The organism is Marinobacter persicus (assembly GCF_002934325.1).
In the GTDB taxonomy this organism is placed as follows: domain Bacteria; phylum Pseudomonadota; class Gammaproteobacteria; order Pseudomonadales; family Oleiphilaceae; genus Marinobacter; species Marinobacter persicus_A.
This window is the reverse complement of record NZ_PTIV01000044.1, coordinates 1-16361: the sequence shown is the minus strand read 5'-3', so window position 1 is coordinate 16361 and position 16361 is coordinate 1. Positions and strand designations below refer to the sequence as shown.

Annotated in this window: 16 protein-coding genes and 1 pseudogene; 8 read left to right on the top strand and 9 right to left on the bottom strand. The window is 55.0% G+C overall.

Translation table 11 applies throughout. The features are described 5' to 3' along the window. Positions 1 to 458 precede the first annotated feature (458 nt). Entirely contained in the window at positions 459 to 1250 is a 792-nt protein-coding gene (locus tag BY454_RS15710; protein ID WP_104417515.1) for a hypothetical protein, read from the bottom strand. 148 nt (positions 1251 to 1398) lie between these two features. Between BY454_RS15710 and BY454_RS15705 the strand changes: the two genes are divergently transcribed. From BY454_RS15705 to BY454_RS15680, 6 genes are read left to right on the top strand one after another with little or no spacing between them, the layout of a single operon-like run. Then, entirely contained in the window at positions 1399 to 2109 is a 711-nt protein-coding gene (locus BY454_RS15705) for a metallophosphoesterase (RefSeq protein ID WP_104417514.1), read from the top strand. Next, complete coding sequence (locus tag BY454_RS15700; protein ID WP_104417513.1) at positions 2106 to 2354, top strand: hypothetical protein; 249 nt, start codon at positions 2106 to 2108, stop codon at positions 2352 to 2354. The genes BY454_RS15705 and BY454_RS15700 overlap by 4 nt, the downstream gene beginning before the upstream one ends. Continuing rightward, positions 2305 to 2934, top strand: coding sequence for a 3'-5' exonuclease (locus BY454_RS15695; protein ID WP_104417512.1), 630 nt, complete (start codon positions 2305 to 2307; stop codon positions 2932 to 2934). The genes BY454_RS15700 and BY454_RS15695 overlap by 50 nt, the downstream gene beginning before the upstream one ends. Next, entirely contained in the window at positions 2931 to 3566 is a 636-nt protein-coding gene (locus BY454_RS15690) for a metallophosphatase domain-containing protein (protein ID WP_104417511.1), read from the top strand. Before BY454_RS15695 ends, BY454_RS15690 begins: the two co-directional genes overlap by 4 nt. A gap of 15 nt (positions 3567 to 3581) precedes the next feature. After that, entirely contained in the window at positions 3582 to 3821 is a 240-nt protein-coding gene (locus tag BY454_RS15685; protein WP_104417510.1) for a hypothetical protein, read from the top strand. An 11-nt stretch (positions 3822 to 3832) separates the two neighbouring features. Beyond that, positions 3833 to 4309: a nucleotidyltransferase domain-containing protein gene (locus BY454_RS15680; protein ID WP_104417516.1), complete on the top strand. Its 477-nt coding sequence runs from the start codon at positions 3833 to 3835 to the stop codon at positions 4307 to 4309. Between the two features lie 477 nt (positions 4310 to 4786). Here BY454_RS15680 and BY454_RS15675 read toward each other — a convergent pair whose 3' ends face one another. From BY454_RS15675 to BY454_RS15655, 5 genes are all read right to left on the bottom strand, one after another. Further along, on the bottom strand, positions 4787 to 5389 hold the full coding sequence (locus BY454_RS15675; RefSeq protein WP_104417509.1) for a hypothetical protein: 603 nt from the start codon (positions 5387 to 5389) through the stop codon (positions 4787 to 4789). A 188-nt stretch (positions 5390 to 5577) separates the two neighbouring features. Then, positions 5578 to 6435 carry a DUF7281 domain-containing protein gene (locus tag BY454_RS15670; RefSeq protein WP_104417508.1) on the bottom strand — a complete coding sequence of 286 codons (858 nt, stop codon included), beginning with the start codon at positions 6433 to 6435 and terminating at the stop codon, positions 5578 to 5580. Further along, on the bottom strand, positions 6422 to 7669 hold the full coding sequence (locus tag BY454_RS15665; RefSeq protein ID WP_104417507.1) for a hypothetical protein: 1248 nt from the start codon (positions 7667 to 7669) through the stop codon (positions 6422 to 6424). The genes BY454_RS15670 and BY454_RS15665 overlap by 14 nt, the downstream gene beginning before the upstream one ends. Further along, positions 7669 to 8307 carry a condensin complex protein MksE gene (locus BY454_RS15660; RefSeq protein ID WP_104417506.1) on the bottom strand — a complete coding sequence of 213 codons (639 nt, stop codon included), beginning with the start codon at positions 8305 to 8307 and terminating at the stop codon, positions 7669 to 7671. The genes BY454_RS15665 and BY454_RS15660 overlap by 1 nt, the downstream gene beginning before the upstream one ends. Then, a complete protein-coding gene (locus BY454_RS15655) occupies positions 8297 to 12028 on the bottom strand; it encodes an ATP-binding protein (RefSeq protein WP_181049727.1) in 3732 nt (1243 codons plus the stop codon). Before BY454_RS15655 ends, BY454_RS15660 begins: the two co-directional genes overlap by 11 nt. A 406-nt stretch (positions 12029 to 12434) precedes the next feature. Here BY454_RS15655 and BY454_RS15650 point away from each other — a divergent pair, with 406 nt between their 5' ends. After that, positions 12435 to 13085, top strand: a complete 651-nt coding sequence (locus BY454_RS15650) for a HEPN domain-containing protein (protein WP_104417504.1) — start codon at positions 12435 to 12437, stop codon at positions 13083 to 13085. Positions 13086 to 13242: 157 nt separating this feature from the next. On the opposite strand, the gene istB is transcribed toward BY454_RS15650, so the two are convergent. Continuing rightward, positions 13243 to 13983 carry an IS21-like element helper ATPase IstB gene (istB, locus tag BY454_RS15645; protein ID WP_023010646.1) on the bottom strand — a complete coding sequence of 247 codons (741 nt, stop codon included), beginning with the start codon at positions 13981 to 13983 and terminating at the stop codon, positions 13243 to 13245. Continuing rightward, positions 13970 to 15475 carry an IS21 family transposase gene (gene istA, locus BY454_RS15640; protein ID WP_181049726.1) on the bottom strand — a complete coding sequence of 502 codons (1506 nt, stop codon included), beginning with the start codon at positions 15473 to 15475 and terminating at the stop codon, positions 13970 to 13972. Before istA ends, istB begins: the two co-directional genes overlap by 14 nt. A gap of 134 nt (positions 15476 to 15609) precedes the next feature. Here istA and BY454_RS15635 point away from each other — a divergent pair. Further along, positions 15610 to 15773, top strand: a pseudogene (locus tag BY454_RS15635) (IS1380 family transposase); the annotation flags it as partial. 168 nt (positions 15774 to 15941) lie between these two features. Here BY454_RS15635 and BY454_RS15630 read toward each other — a convergent pair. Further along, positions 15942 to 16238: a hypothetical protein gene (locus BY454_RS15630; RefSeq protein ID WP_104417502.1), complete on the bottom strand. Its 297-nt coding sequence runs from the start codon at positions 16236 to 16238 to the stop codon at positions 15942 to 15944. Positions 16239 to 16361 lie beyond the last annotated feature (123 nt).

Below are 16361 nucleotides of genomic sequence, written 5' to 3'. Positions count from 1 at the left end.
TAATCCAAATAACTTTTCAGCAAACCATCTTGGGTGACGATCACCGGAAGACTTATCTTCGTCCCCGTGTTGTCTACTTTGATATTTGCCTCTATACAGACGCTGTTCAGCACGCAATTTCCAATTGGTAAAATAGTATGTTCGTAATTCCACTATATATGCATGTATGCTCAAGAAAAACCAGATTTCGATTTCTGGCATAGGTTTTTGATGCTTTTTAGGATATTTTTTCTATTCCACTAAGCAGCAAGGGCGCGCAAGGCCCTGATGAATGGCTGCCGCCCACAGGCCAGTGCGGGTACGTCAGCCGCTTTGTTCGTACCGTCAAAAAGTACGATTTGTCATTCACCGCTGCCGAATCTCGCTGGATAAACGACTTTCTCAGTCGGTGCCGTTGATCAGCTGATCGTCGATCAGCCTCGTGAACATGGTATTAGCTCCGCCCTCTACGCCGGTACTCAACCGTACCGGTGCTCATTCAAGATAACCACCACGCGCCCATCGACGTTCATCACCTGCCCGGCACCCAGCGTCATCAGCCAGGGCCACTGCCAGCGGGTGTGGCCGAACACCGTCAGGCCTTCGTAACCGGTGGCCAGTGATAGCGCGACGTCCGGATCACCGCGGCGCCCCCGCTCTTCATCCGCTGGCCCCTGGTGAAGCAGGAACAAATCCGGGCGGCTACGGGTCACCTTTTCAACCGCTGACAGGAAGTCCACTTCGGTACGCCGCTGATTCCGGCTCGGGTTGCCAACGATGCCGGAGACGCCACCCACGGTGAGCTTATCTACCGACCGAAGTCCGCCATCCAGAATATGGACGTTTGCAGGTAACGCATCCGGTTGGGCCAGCTGGTCGTGGTTGCCCATGACGCCAAGGATCTCTGGCGCTACCTTGGAGAATGCTTCATACACCTCATCGACCGGTCCGGTACCACCGAGTTTATGGCAGTCCGGGTAGTCGTACAGATCCTCACACAAACACACGCCTGCGGGCTGCGGAATTTCCTGCTTCAGGATCATGGTATTGAGTGCCTCCGCGACCGGCACCCCGAGAAGGCGGTTTTTTCCACCGCTCTCCCGGCCCTGGAGATCCGAGGTAAAGATCAACGCGTCCACCGTATCAGGCAGACCGGTGGCGTAGGCGCAGTAAAACGGCAGCTGATTACGGCGTACTTTACCCTTCGGGCCGCTGGTGCGGTGCGGCAATAAAAAGAACGGGTCGTCCTCAACCCGGGTGATGCGCAGCATGATCAATTCCCTACCGATCCGGATTCGAAATTGTCCTCTTACAGTAGCCGGATCGATGATTCATTGCTAGGATGAAAAACACAAATTAACTATATGCAGTGCTCGCCATAGGCGTAACGCCTACATATTGTAGTTAGAGTTAGGGTCCATGAAACTCGTCACCCACCAGACCATTGCCCCCAACCCCGCCGGTATCGACTGGGTTTGCGGCGATGTGCACGGCCACTTGTCGATGCTTCAGGAGCAACTGAAACAGGCAGGGTTCCGTTTTGGCATGGATCGATTGTTCCTGCTGGGCGACCTGATCGATCGTGGCCCGGATTCCGAGGCGACGTTGAACTGGGCGCTTTCGACCGAAGGCGTGTTCAGCGTCCTGGGCAATCACGAGTTAATGTTTCTGGCTCGTTCCGAACACGAGGCTTACCGGGTAAAACATCGCCTGATCGGGGGCGCCTGGGCGGACGATTTGTCCTTTGGTGCCTACCGGCGGTTGTCTGAACGCTGCGCTCGGGAATTTCCGCTGTCGATGACGGTTCCCTGCGGCCAACACACGGTTGGGCTGGTTCACGCTCAAAGCCCTTTTGATGACTGGCGCCAACTTCAGGATGCCGACTATTCGGAGAAACTGGCCATCGACTGCACCTGGCCTTGGGATCGAGCGCAGGGGCCAGAACAGGTTATTGCGGGTGTCTCCGCTGTGATGTCCGGCCACATCGGGACCCCCGAGGTTGTGACTCGCGGCAATCAGATCTGGATCGATACGGTTGAGGCCACTGGCGAGTTTACCTTGGCCCCCATCGAAGAGATTTTCACACAAACATCGTCCAAATTTGGACGATTTGAGGTGAGCGCACCATGAGCAAACCATTGACGGAAAAAGAGCTCCTGAAAAACCTGAATGCCCATACGGCGCATGCGGACGAACTGGCAACGCCACTACCGGAGGAACTGGAGCCACTGGAACGGCTGAAAGGTTCGGTAAAGCGGTACGATCGGCCATTTGATGGATGCTGGGAAACCGATTCAGAGGATAGAGACGTCACGGATCCTAATCATGGCGATGAACCCTCAGCGGAATCGGGAGAAAACCACCGTAGTGAATGAGTCGCCGGTTCTTGTCGTCGATCTTGAGGCAACGTGCTGGGCGGATCGCATGCGATCTGAAGGCGAACCGCAGAGTCTCGATAATATGGAAATTATCGAGTTTGGCTGTGCTCTGGCCACCCGGCAGGGGGAACTTCTAGATAGCCGGTCGTTTCTGATCCAGCCCACCTGGAACCGGACACTCAGTGATTTCTGTACCTCGTTGACCAGCATCACCCAAGCGATGGTGGATGAAGCGCCACACTTCCCCGAGGCCGTGCAGGCCCTGGATGCGTGGCTGGGCTCACCGCCTGAGGATTTTATCTGGTGCAGCTGGGGTAACTACGACCGTCTGCATGTGTTGGCCGACAGTGAAAAACATGGATGCACACCGGCATTTATGGCGTACCCGCACCTGAACCTCAAGCGCATTTGGCGCCGGACAACAGGACAAAAGCGCAAGAACGGGTTGGCCCATGCGCTGGCCTACCACGAACTGGACTTTGAGGGGCACCATCACCGGGGCGTGGACGATGCCCGAAACATGGTGCGGCTACTGCCCTTCATGGACTGGACACTGGAGCCGGAATTAAGAACATGAGACTCGTCTGCCTTTCAGATACCCACAGCCTGCACCGATCCATTCCTGAGATTCCGGATGGCGATGTGCTGATCCATGCCGGCGATTGTCTGGGAGCCGGCACGTTGGACAATGTGGAAGATCTGAACGACTGGCTGGGAACCTTGCCCCACCCCCACAAAATCGTGATTGCCGGCAACCACGACTGGGTGTTTCAGCAAGCGCCTGAGCTGGCCCGCGAAGCGCTGTTCAATGCGACCTATCTGGAAGACAGTGGGATTGAGATTGATGGCATTAGATTCTGGGGCTCACCCTGGACACCCACCTTCATGGATTGGGCCTTCATGCTGGAACGGGGTGAACCGCTGCATGAAAAATGGCAACAGATTCCCGAAAACACCGATGTGTTGATCACCCATGGACCACCCAAGGGTATCGGCGACCAGGTGGCAATGGGGTTCCGCTGTCAGAACGTTGGCTGCGTTAATCTACTAGACCGCATCCAACAGCTTTCACTGAAGGCCCACATTTTTGGGCATATCCATGAAGGCTATGGCGAATACAGTCATGACAACACCCGCCTGATTAACGCCAGCATCTGCACCGGTCGGTACGAGCCCACCAATCCGCCCATTGTGCTGGATCTCGATTAGCCATGGAGCATCAAAATGACGGCTGAAGAACTGATCAAACGACTGCAAACCCTGCCACCGGAAACGCCCGTGCTTGTTGAGGGTTATGAGACTGGCTATGACGACATCGTGGATCTGGAAACCGAGGACGTGTTCCGGTACCGCAAGGCGCAGGAATGGGACGGCGAATACCAGAAGCCGGATGAGCTATTTGGGAAAGGAAGCAAAACCGTGCCCGCTGGGGTGATTGTTGGGCGGCGCGGGCCGTCGAGATGAAGGGCCACATTATGACTAAAAGGAAATCGTACAAGCTTGATGAGCTGCTATCCCAGTGTGATCCTGAAGCGCCCAAACCCTCAGAGCTAAAGGCCTGGGACGATACGACAACCGTTGGGCTGGAACAGGATGTCATGGGTGATCAGGTTGATATCCGGCAGGCCGTTCTGGTGTTTGCCGAGAAGTTACGTGGGCAGTACGAGGCCACTCAGTTAATTCTGTTTGGCAGCCGGGCCCGTGGGGATTACCACACCGAGAGCGATGCTGACGTCGCAGTTATCTTGCCAGGTAACCCTGGTGACTTCGTGGAAACAAAGCTTGCAATGGCGGACCTGGCGTTCGATACCTTGCTGGAAATGGGAGTTCTGATTCAGGCGTTTCCTGTCTGGGAGAGCGAATGGGCTCATCCGGCCAGTTACTCCAATCCGGACATTCTGCGGAACATTGCACGGGAGGGCATCATTATTTGGAGCAGCTCACAATCATAGACCCACTGGCACCTGACTCGCACTGCAATGTTTTTACAACGCATAAAACAGCAATCTGTTCCGGGCTCCAGTGTTCTTTCAGCGTAGATCGTCGACCACTGCTTCGTTTGTGGCGTTTGAAGGCCCTTCTAAACCGATTGTCTGCCCGATGCTGAGCAGGTGTCTATGGGGTGGGCGTCAGCCTGTGGACTGCTTCAGGCTACAGCACTCCCTTTCCTTACTCAGGCGGGATCAAGCTCACACTGCAACTGACGCACTTCATTTAGCGTAACCGGCAATCGCTCCCCGTCGCCCACGAAGTAGTAATCGCGGTAATGGCTCGCGACGCGACTTCCTCGCAAATCAATCTCAAGCAGCTGTGCCGTGATTACTCGCCGCCCGATCCGATTGTCATCCGGATCAGAATCAATAGTGCCGACTAGGTGGCCGGCAAGCCCCTCAAGTCAATGCCGGCACCTTCAGAATGACCGGGAGGGATTACCCGGTCTCAGCAAACATCAGGTCACGGCTTGGCATGCCTCCATACTCTTTCTCCAGCTTGGCTGCTTGTGCCTCAAACGTACTACTGGCAATAACGGCCGTCCATATCGGGCGCGCAGACCCGGAATAGGATCCTTCGCCAAGAAAGGGCCCAAAGCTGGAATGAACAACCTTGTAGATGCTCAGCTCCACCTTCATTCTGCTGAAATCGATATCCTGCCACTGAACCCAACCATCGTGGGTCAGGTACCAATAGTTCTCGTTTTTGGCGAGCTCTTTTGGATAGCAGTGAGCGTCACCACCCCAGGTGGTCGAGTGGGTTCTGTGCTCGCTTTCAAGGCAACGAAGAACACTCTCTCCCGAAAGATGGTCTGCCTGATGCTTTTCCTGAAGAATCCACTCAAACACGTTAAACGTTTTGTCCGTCAAACGTATTTCAAATGGTAGAGAAGCAAGCAAGCCATTTGACGATTTAAAGCCCAATGAACGTGAAAGCAATTCTTGTGCTCTCGTCGTTTTGATCGGTACGTTATCGTCAGCAAGAAGACATTGAAGGGCATGAACCAGCGAGTGGAACTCTTTTTTTGAACTGATTTTCATCTGAACTCTCCCGTACTCAAGCGCAACAATGCTACCCCCGTTTACGATGCACTCTTACACTATACGGACGAATCCAAACAAAATTCGTTATGCGGTTTTTAACGAGTAGAGTCGGGGGCTCAGGCCTCGTTTCGCCCATGCAGCTCTACACTGCATTAAGCCAAGCCTCAAACAAAATAAAGGTGGTGTCAACAGCGAGTGGTTAAATCCCAGTCCCTCACCGTCATATGCTCCTGCATAACCGCCAGCTCTCTATCCTCCATGATCTTTACGACCGGCTCCCAATCCGTGCCCTCTGAAAGCATTCGTAGTCTTTTCATGGCTTTGGTCTGGCGACGATACGCATTGCGCTGGGGAGCGCCCCCAAGCGTATCTGACTCATTGTTCAGCTCGGCCCAGGCGACAGGTATCAGAATCGTCCCTTTGCCCATGCTCAGGGCCATCTCCAGCCCCTCCGGGTCGAAGTCATAATACAGGGCCAGATTTTCGCCCGGCTGCTCTGCAATGAGCTTCCGAACATGCCGCATGTTCTCCCGGTGGCCCCGATACAACAACACGCTGTCGCGCCACTCGGTTGGTAACCGGATATCCTGCCAGTGGGGCATAAGCGATCCGTTTTCTATGATCACCAAACGGCACTGCTTTAACGCCTCAGTATCGAGTGCCTCAGCACGGACGCTCAGAACGGCCCCGGGGGGCGTATTGGTCACCTGGCCATTGATGGTCACCCTCGCCTCACCGGAGGTTGCCAGTACCAACAGAGCACCAAAGACCGAATCTGACGCCAGCTTTTCATCTGAGGTCTTCTCCGCCAGATCCATTCGAGTGCCCTTCAGCGTGTCTGTCAGCGGATCCAACCCATTGGTCAGATACTTTGCATACTCCCTCAATCGCCGAAGGTCACCAGGAGTAAACAGTAGTTGATTGTTGGTGATAATCCCGGCCCCGGTCTCATCGTGAATACGCTGCCAAACCTTACTCACCCTCGCGGTGCGCCGCCCTTTCTTCAGGAGTCGTTCAATGGCACCAAATTCATCCGCTGCCATGGGCTTCCCTCAAAACGAGATCATGGATATATAGGTTGTCCGGATACAGCGGATCCGGTTCCGATTGGTACAGAACGTCTATTGCTCGGTATTCTTCAACAGCCAGTGAATCGATTTCCGCCGTCACTGTCGCCAACCATGTCGCGGTATCAATCTCCAGTCCACTGTTCGCCAGCACGTCACTGGCAACAATCTCGTTGTCGCCCAGGTCACCACTGAGGATAAACTGAATCAGGGACTCCACCGTGCTTTCTACCGGATCCTCCGGTTCCTCAATCACCTCCCCGTCGGCATCGAACTCCACGGAGTCAACCGAGGGTACCTCAACGTCATCCCGGGTCGTACCGGCATTGATGGTACGCGCGGTGGCCGCCAACTCGATCAGTTCACTATCATCGGCCGGGTCGTAGATATCCGGTGCCGCGGCAACATGGAATGGCGCCACGTTGTTGAGCACCTTTGGGCAGCCCTCAAGGTCAAGGTGGTCAATAGACGGCTCAAAGCCCGGGTTGCGCTCGTAATAGGCTTCAAAACTGCCCACAAGCTTGTTAAGCCGCTGATCTTCACGCAGACGCACCAGCAGGACACGAAGCTGGTTCAGGGCGTAAGCCAGGTTGGCCCGCCCCTCTTCCAGGGTAGCCGGCAAATACTTGACCAAGAGCCGTTTCAGAAACGGGTCGTTGCCGGCCTGGTCCGCCAGCTCCAGGATGTTGAAAGAATCGAAAAGCGTCAGAAGCCGCTGAGCACGCTCAATAACTCGCCTGTTTTGATCGATTCGGAGGTCGATATCGGTGATGTAGGAGAAACCACTATTAAGGTAAGCCGAGAACGTTTCGGTGGAAATGCGAATGTCCTCGATCAGCCCCGCCAGGATCTCCTTGATTTCATCCTCAAGCCGCTCCTGATCGGCCAATGCGACTTTGGCCTTGGCCTGCCGGTATTGCTCGAACAGATCCAGCAGCTCTTCCCACAACTTGTCGATGTGCTGGCTAGCCCAACGCCGGCGATCGGACTCGGTGATGTGTCCGAGGAATTGCGCCAGTACCTTCTTCAGCTGGGGCTCCTCGTCACCAATGCTCAAGATCAACCGGTGATGCTTTAGGGTGTCCAGAAGCTTTTCGTTGTCTTCCGTTTCCGGAATCCGGTTGCCGCGGGTCAGATGGGCTTCCAGGATGGCTTCGCTGTGATTGGCCAGCACCTTAAGCGTCTTCTGGGCATCGTCTATTCGCGCCATCAGGTCAGCCTCATCTGGTTGTCCTCATCCACGGCGTCTTCCGGAATGCCCTCATGGTTTTGGATGAAACTCATCATATCGTAGAGCCATGAAAACTTGCCGGTGGCTTGATAGTCGTTTCCTGACGTTCCGAAGCGGACCAGATAGCCCTTATTGACGAGGGTTTCCATCACAACGCGAATACGGCCGGCTACGTCCGGTTTTTTGGTTGAGAAGAGCCGCTTTTCAGTCAGCGAGCGTAGCTTTTCCTCGAGGGTCGGTGTCCCGGCAATCTGCTCGATCAACTGGCTTTCGTACAGGTGCTCCCCCGGGGCAATCGGGCGATCATTCGTTTCGACGTTCATAACCAGGCGCAAGAATGCGACGAGCGATTCAAGGTGGTTGGCCACCTCCCGAAATTGCTGGCGAACGCCTTCGCGGGCTCCCGAAACAGACAAGTCCTGGTAGGCACATAGCCACGCATCCTTGTTACCGGTCTGACGCAAGGTCCGGCTCAGTTGACTTAGGAAATCGGCCACCCGCTCTTGGTTCTCCGGTACCAGCAAGTACGTCACAAGGTCTTCGTGGCGGTACTCGCACAGGACTTCCCCGGCCAGCAGTGCCGTTACGGTGCGCTCAAAAAGTGGGTTACTCGGCATGGGTTTGATCCTCGGTTTCCTGGCGCTGGCGGGCAACCTGGGCGAACCGTTTATTATTGCCGGTGTCCTGCGCCGCATTATGCTGCCCGAAAATGTTGACCCGCCCATCCTTGATGCTGACCTTGTTCTCGAAGAACTTGCGCAACCCGTGATCCAGCTTCGGACAGGCCGAGATCATCGTGACGTTCTGCTTTTCCAGCATCGAAGCCAGTCGGGAAATGTTATTGGCACTGAGTGTGCCCAATTCGTCAATCGGCCAGGTAATACGCGTGGAGAGATCCGGCGCCAAATACCGCGTCATTCCTATGAAGACGGCCATGATCGCCAAATACGTGAGCCCGGTGGAGCTTGCGTTCAGGAAGTCGTTGTCGTTCCGGATGATGACCAGGCGTTCGTTTTCCCGCAGCTGCAGGCGCATATCGACCATAGACTCCATATCATCCCGGATCCGGGCTGAGCGCAAGGTATTGACCACCTGATGGAAGTCACTAACTAATTCATCACTCGGGATATCCGTTCGGTGCGATAGTTGCCAGTTCTCCCAACTCTCGACAAAGTTCTTCAGTGGTGCCCAGCTGTCGTCTTCATAAATGCGAGGTTTGAGAACCACCTCGATATCGCTGATGGATTCAATCTGCTGGTCCGTGTTGATGGCACGCTGTAGTTGATTGGAAGCCTGCTTCACTTCACGGACCAGCTGTTGGAGACCGCCGAAATAATCCCGGAGCTCGCCGGCCGCGTTGGTAAACTGAGTGATTAAGGCAGCTCGTAACTGAGGGAGATCCTGTTCAAGCAACAGTCGAAGGCTTTCGGTCTGGGAAAGCTCAAAGTCGTCCCCGTAGCGGTCGCCAACATTGGGCAACTGACTGACCCGATACTCCTGCAGCTTGCGCCAGGCTTGGTAAACCTGCGTGTTCTCATACTTGTTCAGCACACTCGTGGCCTTACGGACGGCCTTGATCACCATTTCACGCAACTTTTCCAAATCCCTGTAGGCCTCGCGAAGCTGATCGGTGAGTGCTTTGAGATTGCCCGGCAGTTCCCGGGTACCGCTGTCCGCGTCCTGGAACTTGAGCAAGATGGTTTCCGCTTCCTCGATAGCTTGCTGAATGCCAGCCACGCGTTTCTTGCACTCGGAAATCTTGCCTGTGAACGACTTCTTCGTTTGTTCGTAGTCGTTTTTCAGGCCTCGGCGCTTGCGTTGCACGTCTTCCAGTTGCCTTTCATACCCGGCACACTCCGCCTGCCACGTTTCTACCTTGGCCCATTCACGAGTCCGCCAGCTCCGGTATTCGTGGATTTCGGTCTGAGCCTGCTCGATCTTTTGAATCTTCTTCTCAAGCGCGTCCTTTTTCTCACGTGCGCGGCGGACTTCCTCGGGGTTCACACCTTCGTCCTTGAGCCGACTGGCGTGAGCCTCGTTCAACGTTTTGATCCTGTGCTCGTGCTCTTCAGTGGCCTGTGCCGCCAGCTCACGCGCCTTGCCAATGGCTTCGGTGAGCTCGGCTTCTTTGGTCGCCCACTGGCCCTTTCGCTCCATTCGAAGCTTTGCGTACCGGTCTTCAATGTGTTTGGCCGTGTTCCGGGTTTCCTGATCAAACGCTACCAGGCGTTCCTTGATGGCCCGAAGTTCCCGCTCAATCGCGGTCAGGCGCTCATTCTGAGCCTGTGATGCCGCATTCCGGACGGAAGTTAAGGCGGTCTTCGCATTTTCCAGTTGCCGTTCGTGGAGCGTCTGGCGGCTCTCAATCTGCTCGACTTCCCGGGCCCGGTCCTGGAAGATAGTGTTGCTCTTCTGGGCAGCGGTCTCTGCCTCCTTATACACACGTTGCGCCTGTTGGCACTGCGCATCCTTTTCCTCAAGGCGGGCCCGGATTTGGTCCTCAGTCGCTGCAAGTGGGGGTACGGGTACGCTTTCATAGTCCAGTCGCCACCCCATGACCGTCTCACTCGCTGCCTCAATCAGTTCCGGGCTGAGATCGGAACGCTCAAGCAGGTCAGGATTGATCACCTTGCCCAGCGTCTCGCCCCAGCGGGGATCGTCCTCACGCAGCTTCGCCAGCCAGCTATCCCGTTCCGGTGTCAGTTGCCGCTGCAACGCCTGAAACTCGCCATCCAGTCTATTGACCGAGCCTTCGGCGTCCTCCAGCCGCGTCTGAGCCGTGTTGCGATCGTGCCTGGCCTGCTCGCGCTTGTTGGTCGCCTCGGTCACCTGCCGAGCTGCGGCATGCAGGTCGTCTTCCCGTTGCGCCACCAGCCCTTCGGCTTCCTGAATCTGCCGCTGCTCTTCCGGCGTGAAACTCGGGTTCGCCAGCTGGGTCTCAAGCCTGACCTCCTGCTCACCCAGCTCCCGGCGTTTGTTGTGCCTCTCTTCCCGGTAGCTGGCAACCTCCTTGTTCTGATCACTCTCCAGTGTGGTCAGGCCATGCTCATACAAATGTTTTTCGTTTTCCAGTCTCCGCTCAGCCGTGGTGATCCTGCTTGTACGCTCGTTTTGCGCCTGCTGGAAAGCCTGATTGATCTGATCGATCTTCTGAATGTGATCACTCTCAAGGGCGGACACTTTACCGGTCAGCGTTTCATGATCGTCCTTGGCGTTCTGGAATTGCTGACGATATTCATTCAGGTTGTCCAGTTCCTGGTCCAACTCGGGCAACCCTTTACGCTCGTATTCGTCCTGCTGCTCAAACGTCCTATTTAACCGCTCGTTCAGTGACCTAATTTCATTGCCCAGGTCTACCTCTCTGCGGCTCAGCTCACTGTCCTTGTCGTTGAACGCCACCTCCTCGGTCTCCAAATCCGTTTGCAGTCTGTCGATCTGTGACAGCAGTTCTTTCCGGATCTCCTTTTGTTCCGCCACGGTTTCCCGAAGCTGGGTAGCTGTGCGTGCAGCCTGTTCGGCGATCCCTTTGCGCTCCGCATCCTTCACTAGGCACTCCCGGATAGCCGCTTCTTCCCGTTCAAACTCCTTGATGCTTCGGATATCGTTTACCAGGTCACGCTCGTGCAGGATGGTTGGGCGTTTGTTGATATGGATGGAATCGAACATGGTCTCGCAGATCATGCTCTTGAAGCTGGAAAGCAGCCGGTTCTTGTTCAGAACAACGTGCGTCAAGCGATCAATATGACTCATCCTGGTGTCAGGACCGCCCAGCCCATAGTCGTTGGCCAAGGCCCGCAAGCGCCGTGCCTCGGCCGGTTGGCGTTTTATGAGCTTTGAGTTGCGCTGGATGATGGCCCGGTAATCCGTGATCGTGCCAATCATCGGGGACATCTGAACGCCTGCCTCACGCAAGGCCTCAAAGATCACGTCATTGGTTGCGCCATTTCCAAGGGCTTCCTTGATATCCGGGCGGAAGAACGTGTCCTCCAGCCCACCTTCCACAAAGCGATAGCAGAGTTTGCCGGACTGGTGCCGATACATGACGGCGCAACACAGTCCTGTGTGGCGACGGTATTCGAAGATGATGAGCGATTGCAGGGATTTGAGATAAAACTCTACGAACGGATCACGCCCCCCGGCCCGGCTTACAATCCGGTCGGGTTCCTCTCCGTAGAAGGCAGGGATCAAATGCAGGATGGAGGTCTTACCGGCTCCATTGGTACCGCCTACGTGCGTTCGGTCCTTACACTCGATCCGAACCGTCCTTCCGGCAAACTTCTTGAATGAGTGATGCAGAACGATGTTCTCAAGGCCATAGCTTTCCGTGGGTAAATCCATGCAATTCTCCATGCATTGGGGCTCGATGTTGTGGCGCCCCACCTCGTGACTAATGCGGCAAATCGGGGGCATTATACTTGCCCTCACAAGAAGGAGAGGATGCTCTTTGCTTGCTTATCTCCCTCATAGTTTCTCTTAGACGCTTCCATCAGAATAATTGAAGATGCGGCGATATCTTCAATAAAAACCGTTAGTTAACAACGACATTGAATCGAGGCATAGGTAGCCATGAAGCAAGACGAGTCTGGCTTGCCTAACCGACGGAATGTATCCCAAAAGCCCTGGATCGGTAGAAACGGTGTCTAGCTTGCTCTAGGATGGTCTAAAACCTTTTCGGATGCCGTCTTCTCGCTACGAGAACGGCCAAAACACTATTTAACACTGATATCAAATGCAAGGAAGGGTCATGGACTACCAGCAGCTCAAGGAACGCCACCGCGCCGAGAGAGACCGGCAGCATCCGAATTTAAGCCTTCGAGTACATCGCTCACTAAGCTGGCTCCAAAGAGCAGAGGTCATGGATGACCTGGATGGTCAGTTCATTTTTTTGTGGATTGCCTTCAATGCGGCATATGCGACTGAAATCGAAGACGGCTACCGCGCCTCCGCTAAAACGACGTTTGGGGAATTTTTGCAAAAACTGGTAGAGCTCGACACCCAAAGTCGCCTTGAGGATCTGACTTGGAATGAATTCCCGAAAAGCATCCGACTTCTTCTCGATAACAAGTTTGTTTTCCAAAGCTTTTGGGACTTCCAGAATCAACGCCTTACCGCTGAAGAGTGGGAAGAGCGCTTTGCCGATGGGAAAAAAGCCGCCCAACATGCTTTGGGCTCCCAAGATACGGCCTCTGTTCTGGGAATCGTTATGAACCGGACCTACACCCTCCGCAATCAGTTAATCCATGGCGGAGCCACCTGGGGCAGCTCTGTCAATCGCAGCCAGGTTCGGGACTGCGTGGCCTTACTATCCAAGCTGGTGCCCGCCATCCTGATCATCATGATGGATAACCCTCACACGCTTTGGGGTGATGCCTGTTATCCAGTCATTGACGGGTAATCTTATAACTCCCGGAAAGCGAAAATCAGACGAGCTATACGACATTATTCGTCATTTTATTCTGCCTTACTGTCCAGGCGATACGAGCGCACCTGATGTCAATGGCCATTTATTTTGACCCACCTTTGGCCAATAAAATTGACCCACCCTTTATAGTCTAGCTTGTAACTTTCTGCTTCAGTCGATAGCTTTCTCCTCCCAACATAAAGATGTGTGAATGGTGGATGACCCGGTCAATGATCGGCACCGCCACGTTGTCGTCGTGGAAGAACTCGCCCCAGCTGGTGAAGTCCTTGTTGGTGGTCAGTATGATCGACCGGTATTCGTACAGGCTGTTGATCAGTTGGAACAGGTTATAGCGGGCCTGCCGAGTCATGGGCAGGTAACCCAGTTCATCAATGATCAGTAGATCGTATTTGGCCAAGGCGCTGACCCGCTTTTTCAGCTCACCCTTCATCTCGGCCAGTTCCAGTTCTTCCACCAGATCCAGGGCATTGCGGAACAACACCCGGTAGCCAGCTTCCACGGCTTTGTGGCCGATCCCGATGGCCAGGTGGGTCTTGCCCACACCCGGCGGGCCAATGAACACCAGGTTGTTCCGTTCGTCGAGGAACTGGAAGTCCAGCAAGGCATTGACCTGACGTTTGGTGATGGTGGTCTGGTGCCGGTAGTCAAAGCCCTCCAGGCGCTTCTCGACGGGGAACGCGGCCATCTTCCGGTTCCGACGGATACGCTTGTCCTGGCGCTGGATCAGTTCGTGTTCGGCAAGCCGGTCCGCGAAGCTGAGATAGGACATCTCGTTGGCTTCAGCCTCGGCCAGCAGGCTGGTCAGTTCGTCGGCGGCCGCGCTCAGGCGCAGACTGCGGTAACGGGACACGGTCTGTTCAAGCTGGCTCATGGGTCACCCCCTGGCCACTGGAGTGGCCAACACGGCGGTAAGCACTTAGGTCCAGTGCTTCCTTGGGTTCTGGCAGAGGTTCCGGCTGCCGTTCCCGGAGAACGGCGGCCTGGGCCGCTTCAAGGTAGCTTTGCAGCCGTGTGGCGGTCATGCCACGACGCTCTGCCAGCGTCGTGATCAATGCCGGATCCACGGGTGCATAGCGCTTGAGCAGGTCACGGGTAGCCACCAACTGATCCTTGTAGATCTTGGGCTCGGAACGCTTGAGTTGCTGGCACAACCGTTGCCCGACTTCGCTACCGATCATCTCATTGATCTTGCTCTCAAGGGTGGCCACCCGCTCGGCATGATCGCGGTAGTGATGGGTGTTCTTGATCACCTTGCCTTTATCGGAACACAGCGTATGGCTGGCAATGACGTCGCCTGTGTTCAGGTCGCTGATATGGAGTTGGCCGCCGGACTCCAGAACGCCCACCCGGGCCTGCTGCCAGGCCATGGGCACAGAGTACTTGTTGGCCTTCCAGGCGATCAGGCCGGTCTTGTCGGCCCGACGTGTCTCGTGGGCCACCGGCTGCACGCAAGCTGGTGACAGATAGGCCTCCAGGTGTTCTCGCTCATCCCGTTCGAAGCGTTCCCTGGGTGGTTCGCCGGTGGTGCCGTGGATGCGGACATTGGCCACGCTCTCAACCCAGTCCTGCACGTGCTGGCGCACGTGTTCCTGATCCCGGAAGACTTCACCGTAAAGGCAATCCTGCTTGACGTACTTCACGCCGGCTTCCACCTTGCCCTTACTCTCCGGATCGTAGCCTTCGCAGGCATGGATCCGGAACCCTGCCGTGGTGGCATACTCATGGAACCGTTGATTGAGGGTTAGCTCCCGGTACTGCTCGTTGATCACCACCAGCTTGGTCTGATCGTAAACGCACTCCTCGGGCAGGCCACCGAAGTAACGCAGGGCTTCGTCATGGAGCTGGATAAAGGTCTGGGTATCCAGCGGCCGGAAGGCCAGACCCACGTACATCAACCGCGAGTAAGACAGCACGAACACCACAAAATGCAGCGTGCGTTCTTCGCCACTGATCAGCACGCCTCGCAACTCACCGGGGTCCACCTGGCACTGAACACCCGGCACATCGTCCAGAATGGGTTCGTAGTAGCGCATCTGGGCCGAGGCCACTTCCTCCTTGAGCGCTCGCACATAGCGGCGAAGGGAGCGATCTGAGGCCGGTAAGTCGCCGACCTTTGCCTGAAGCTTACGGGCAATCTTGACGGCGCTGAGCTTGGGAAATTGCTTGAGCAAATGCACCAGGTACTCCCGGTGATCGTCGAGGCGCTTAGTGCGTGAGGGATCTTCAATCTGTTCCGAAATTGCGTTCTCATCCATCCGCAGATACTTGCGGACGGTATTGCGGGACAGCCCCAGTTCCTGACTGATGGCGCGGATCGACAATCCTTTACCGTTATCGTGCAGTGCCTTGATCTTGTGTATCACAACCCACTCCTTCACTGACATGCCCCCGGCCATCAATAAAAGCGGGGGACAGTAGCTGGTTCTGTGGCCTGACGGCCACCCGGGGGTGGGTCAAAATTAATGGCCAGTAGTGGGTCACTTTAATTGGCCATTAACACCTGAAGAAGACACCCTTCGAACGGATAAACGCCAGCAATCTGCGCCTAAAGTTGGCGCGGTCATCATCCGCAATACCCGCCGAATCCGGGTGCTGATGAGCGACAGTTATCCCTACAAAGATGAACTTACGAATCTGGTACGCCGCCTGATTCCGGAATAGATGCCCGGCTCCCGCCGGCACGACGCAATGGGGGGAGAGGGGGCCGCGTGTCCATACAGCAGAAATTGATCGCCAACTAGCCAATAATAGCCGCGCCTGAGCTGTCATGGCGGTAAAACGCCCAGTCTGCGAGACAGGCTGGGTGGCTATGTGGAATCTGGGCTAGAGTCAGTCTTTTAATGTTGCTGCACTAGCTATTGCGATAACTCCGCCTACAGCAACTGCACCCAGTGTTATGAGAGAACCGGCAATAACTTGACCGTTTTCTTTGAACCAGCTATCCACATATTCTTGCGAGGGGGCGGGGATCTCTATTTCAACTTCCTTCCATTTTACATGTATTTTCGAACCTTTTTGTTCTACACTGATGTCTTCCCTTTTTATTTGCTTAGGGTCAACTCCCTCTTTTTCTGCGGCCACTTTGACCTCTTCGAAAACTGCATCTGTAATCTCTTCCGCCTTCATCTTAATACTCCTATTTTTACTGTTAGGTTAGGGAAGGTCTGAATAACCGGTGATTTTTGCCGATGTTGTTTCAAAGCAGCAAAAATCTCAAATTTCAGACGTTATTTCCCTGTTATTTGTATG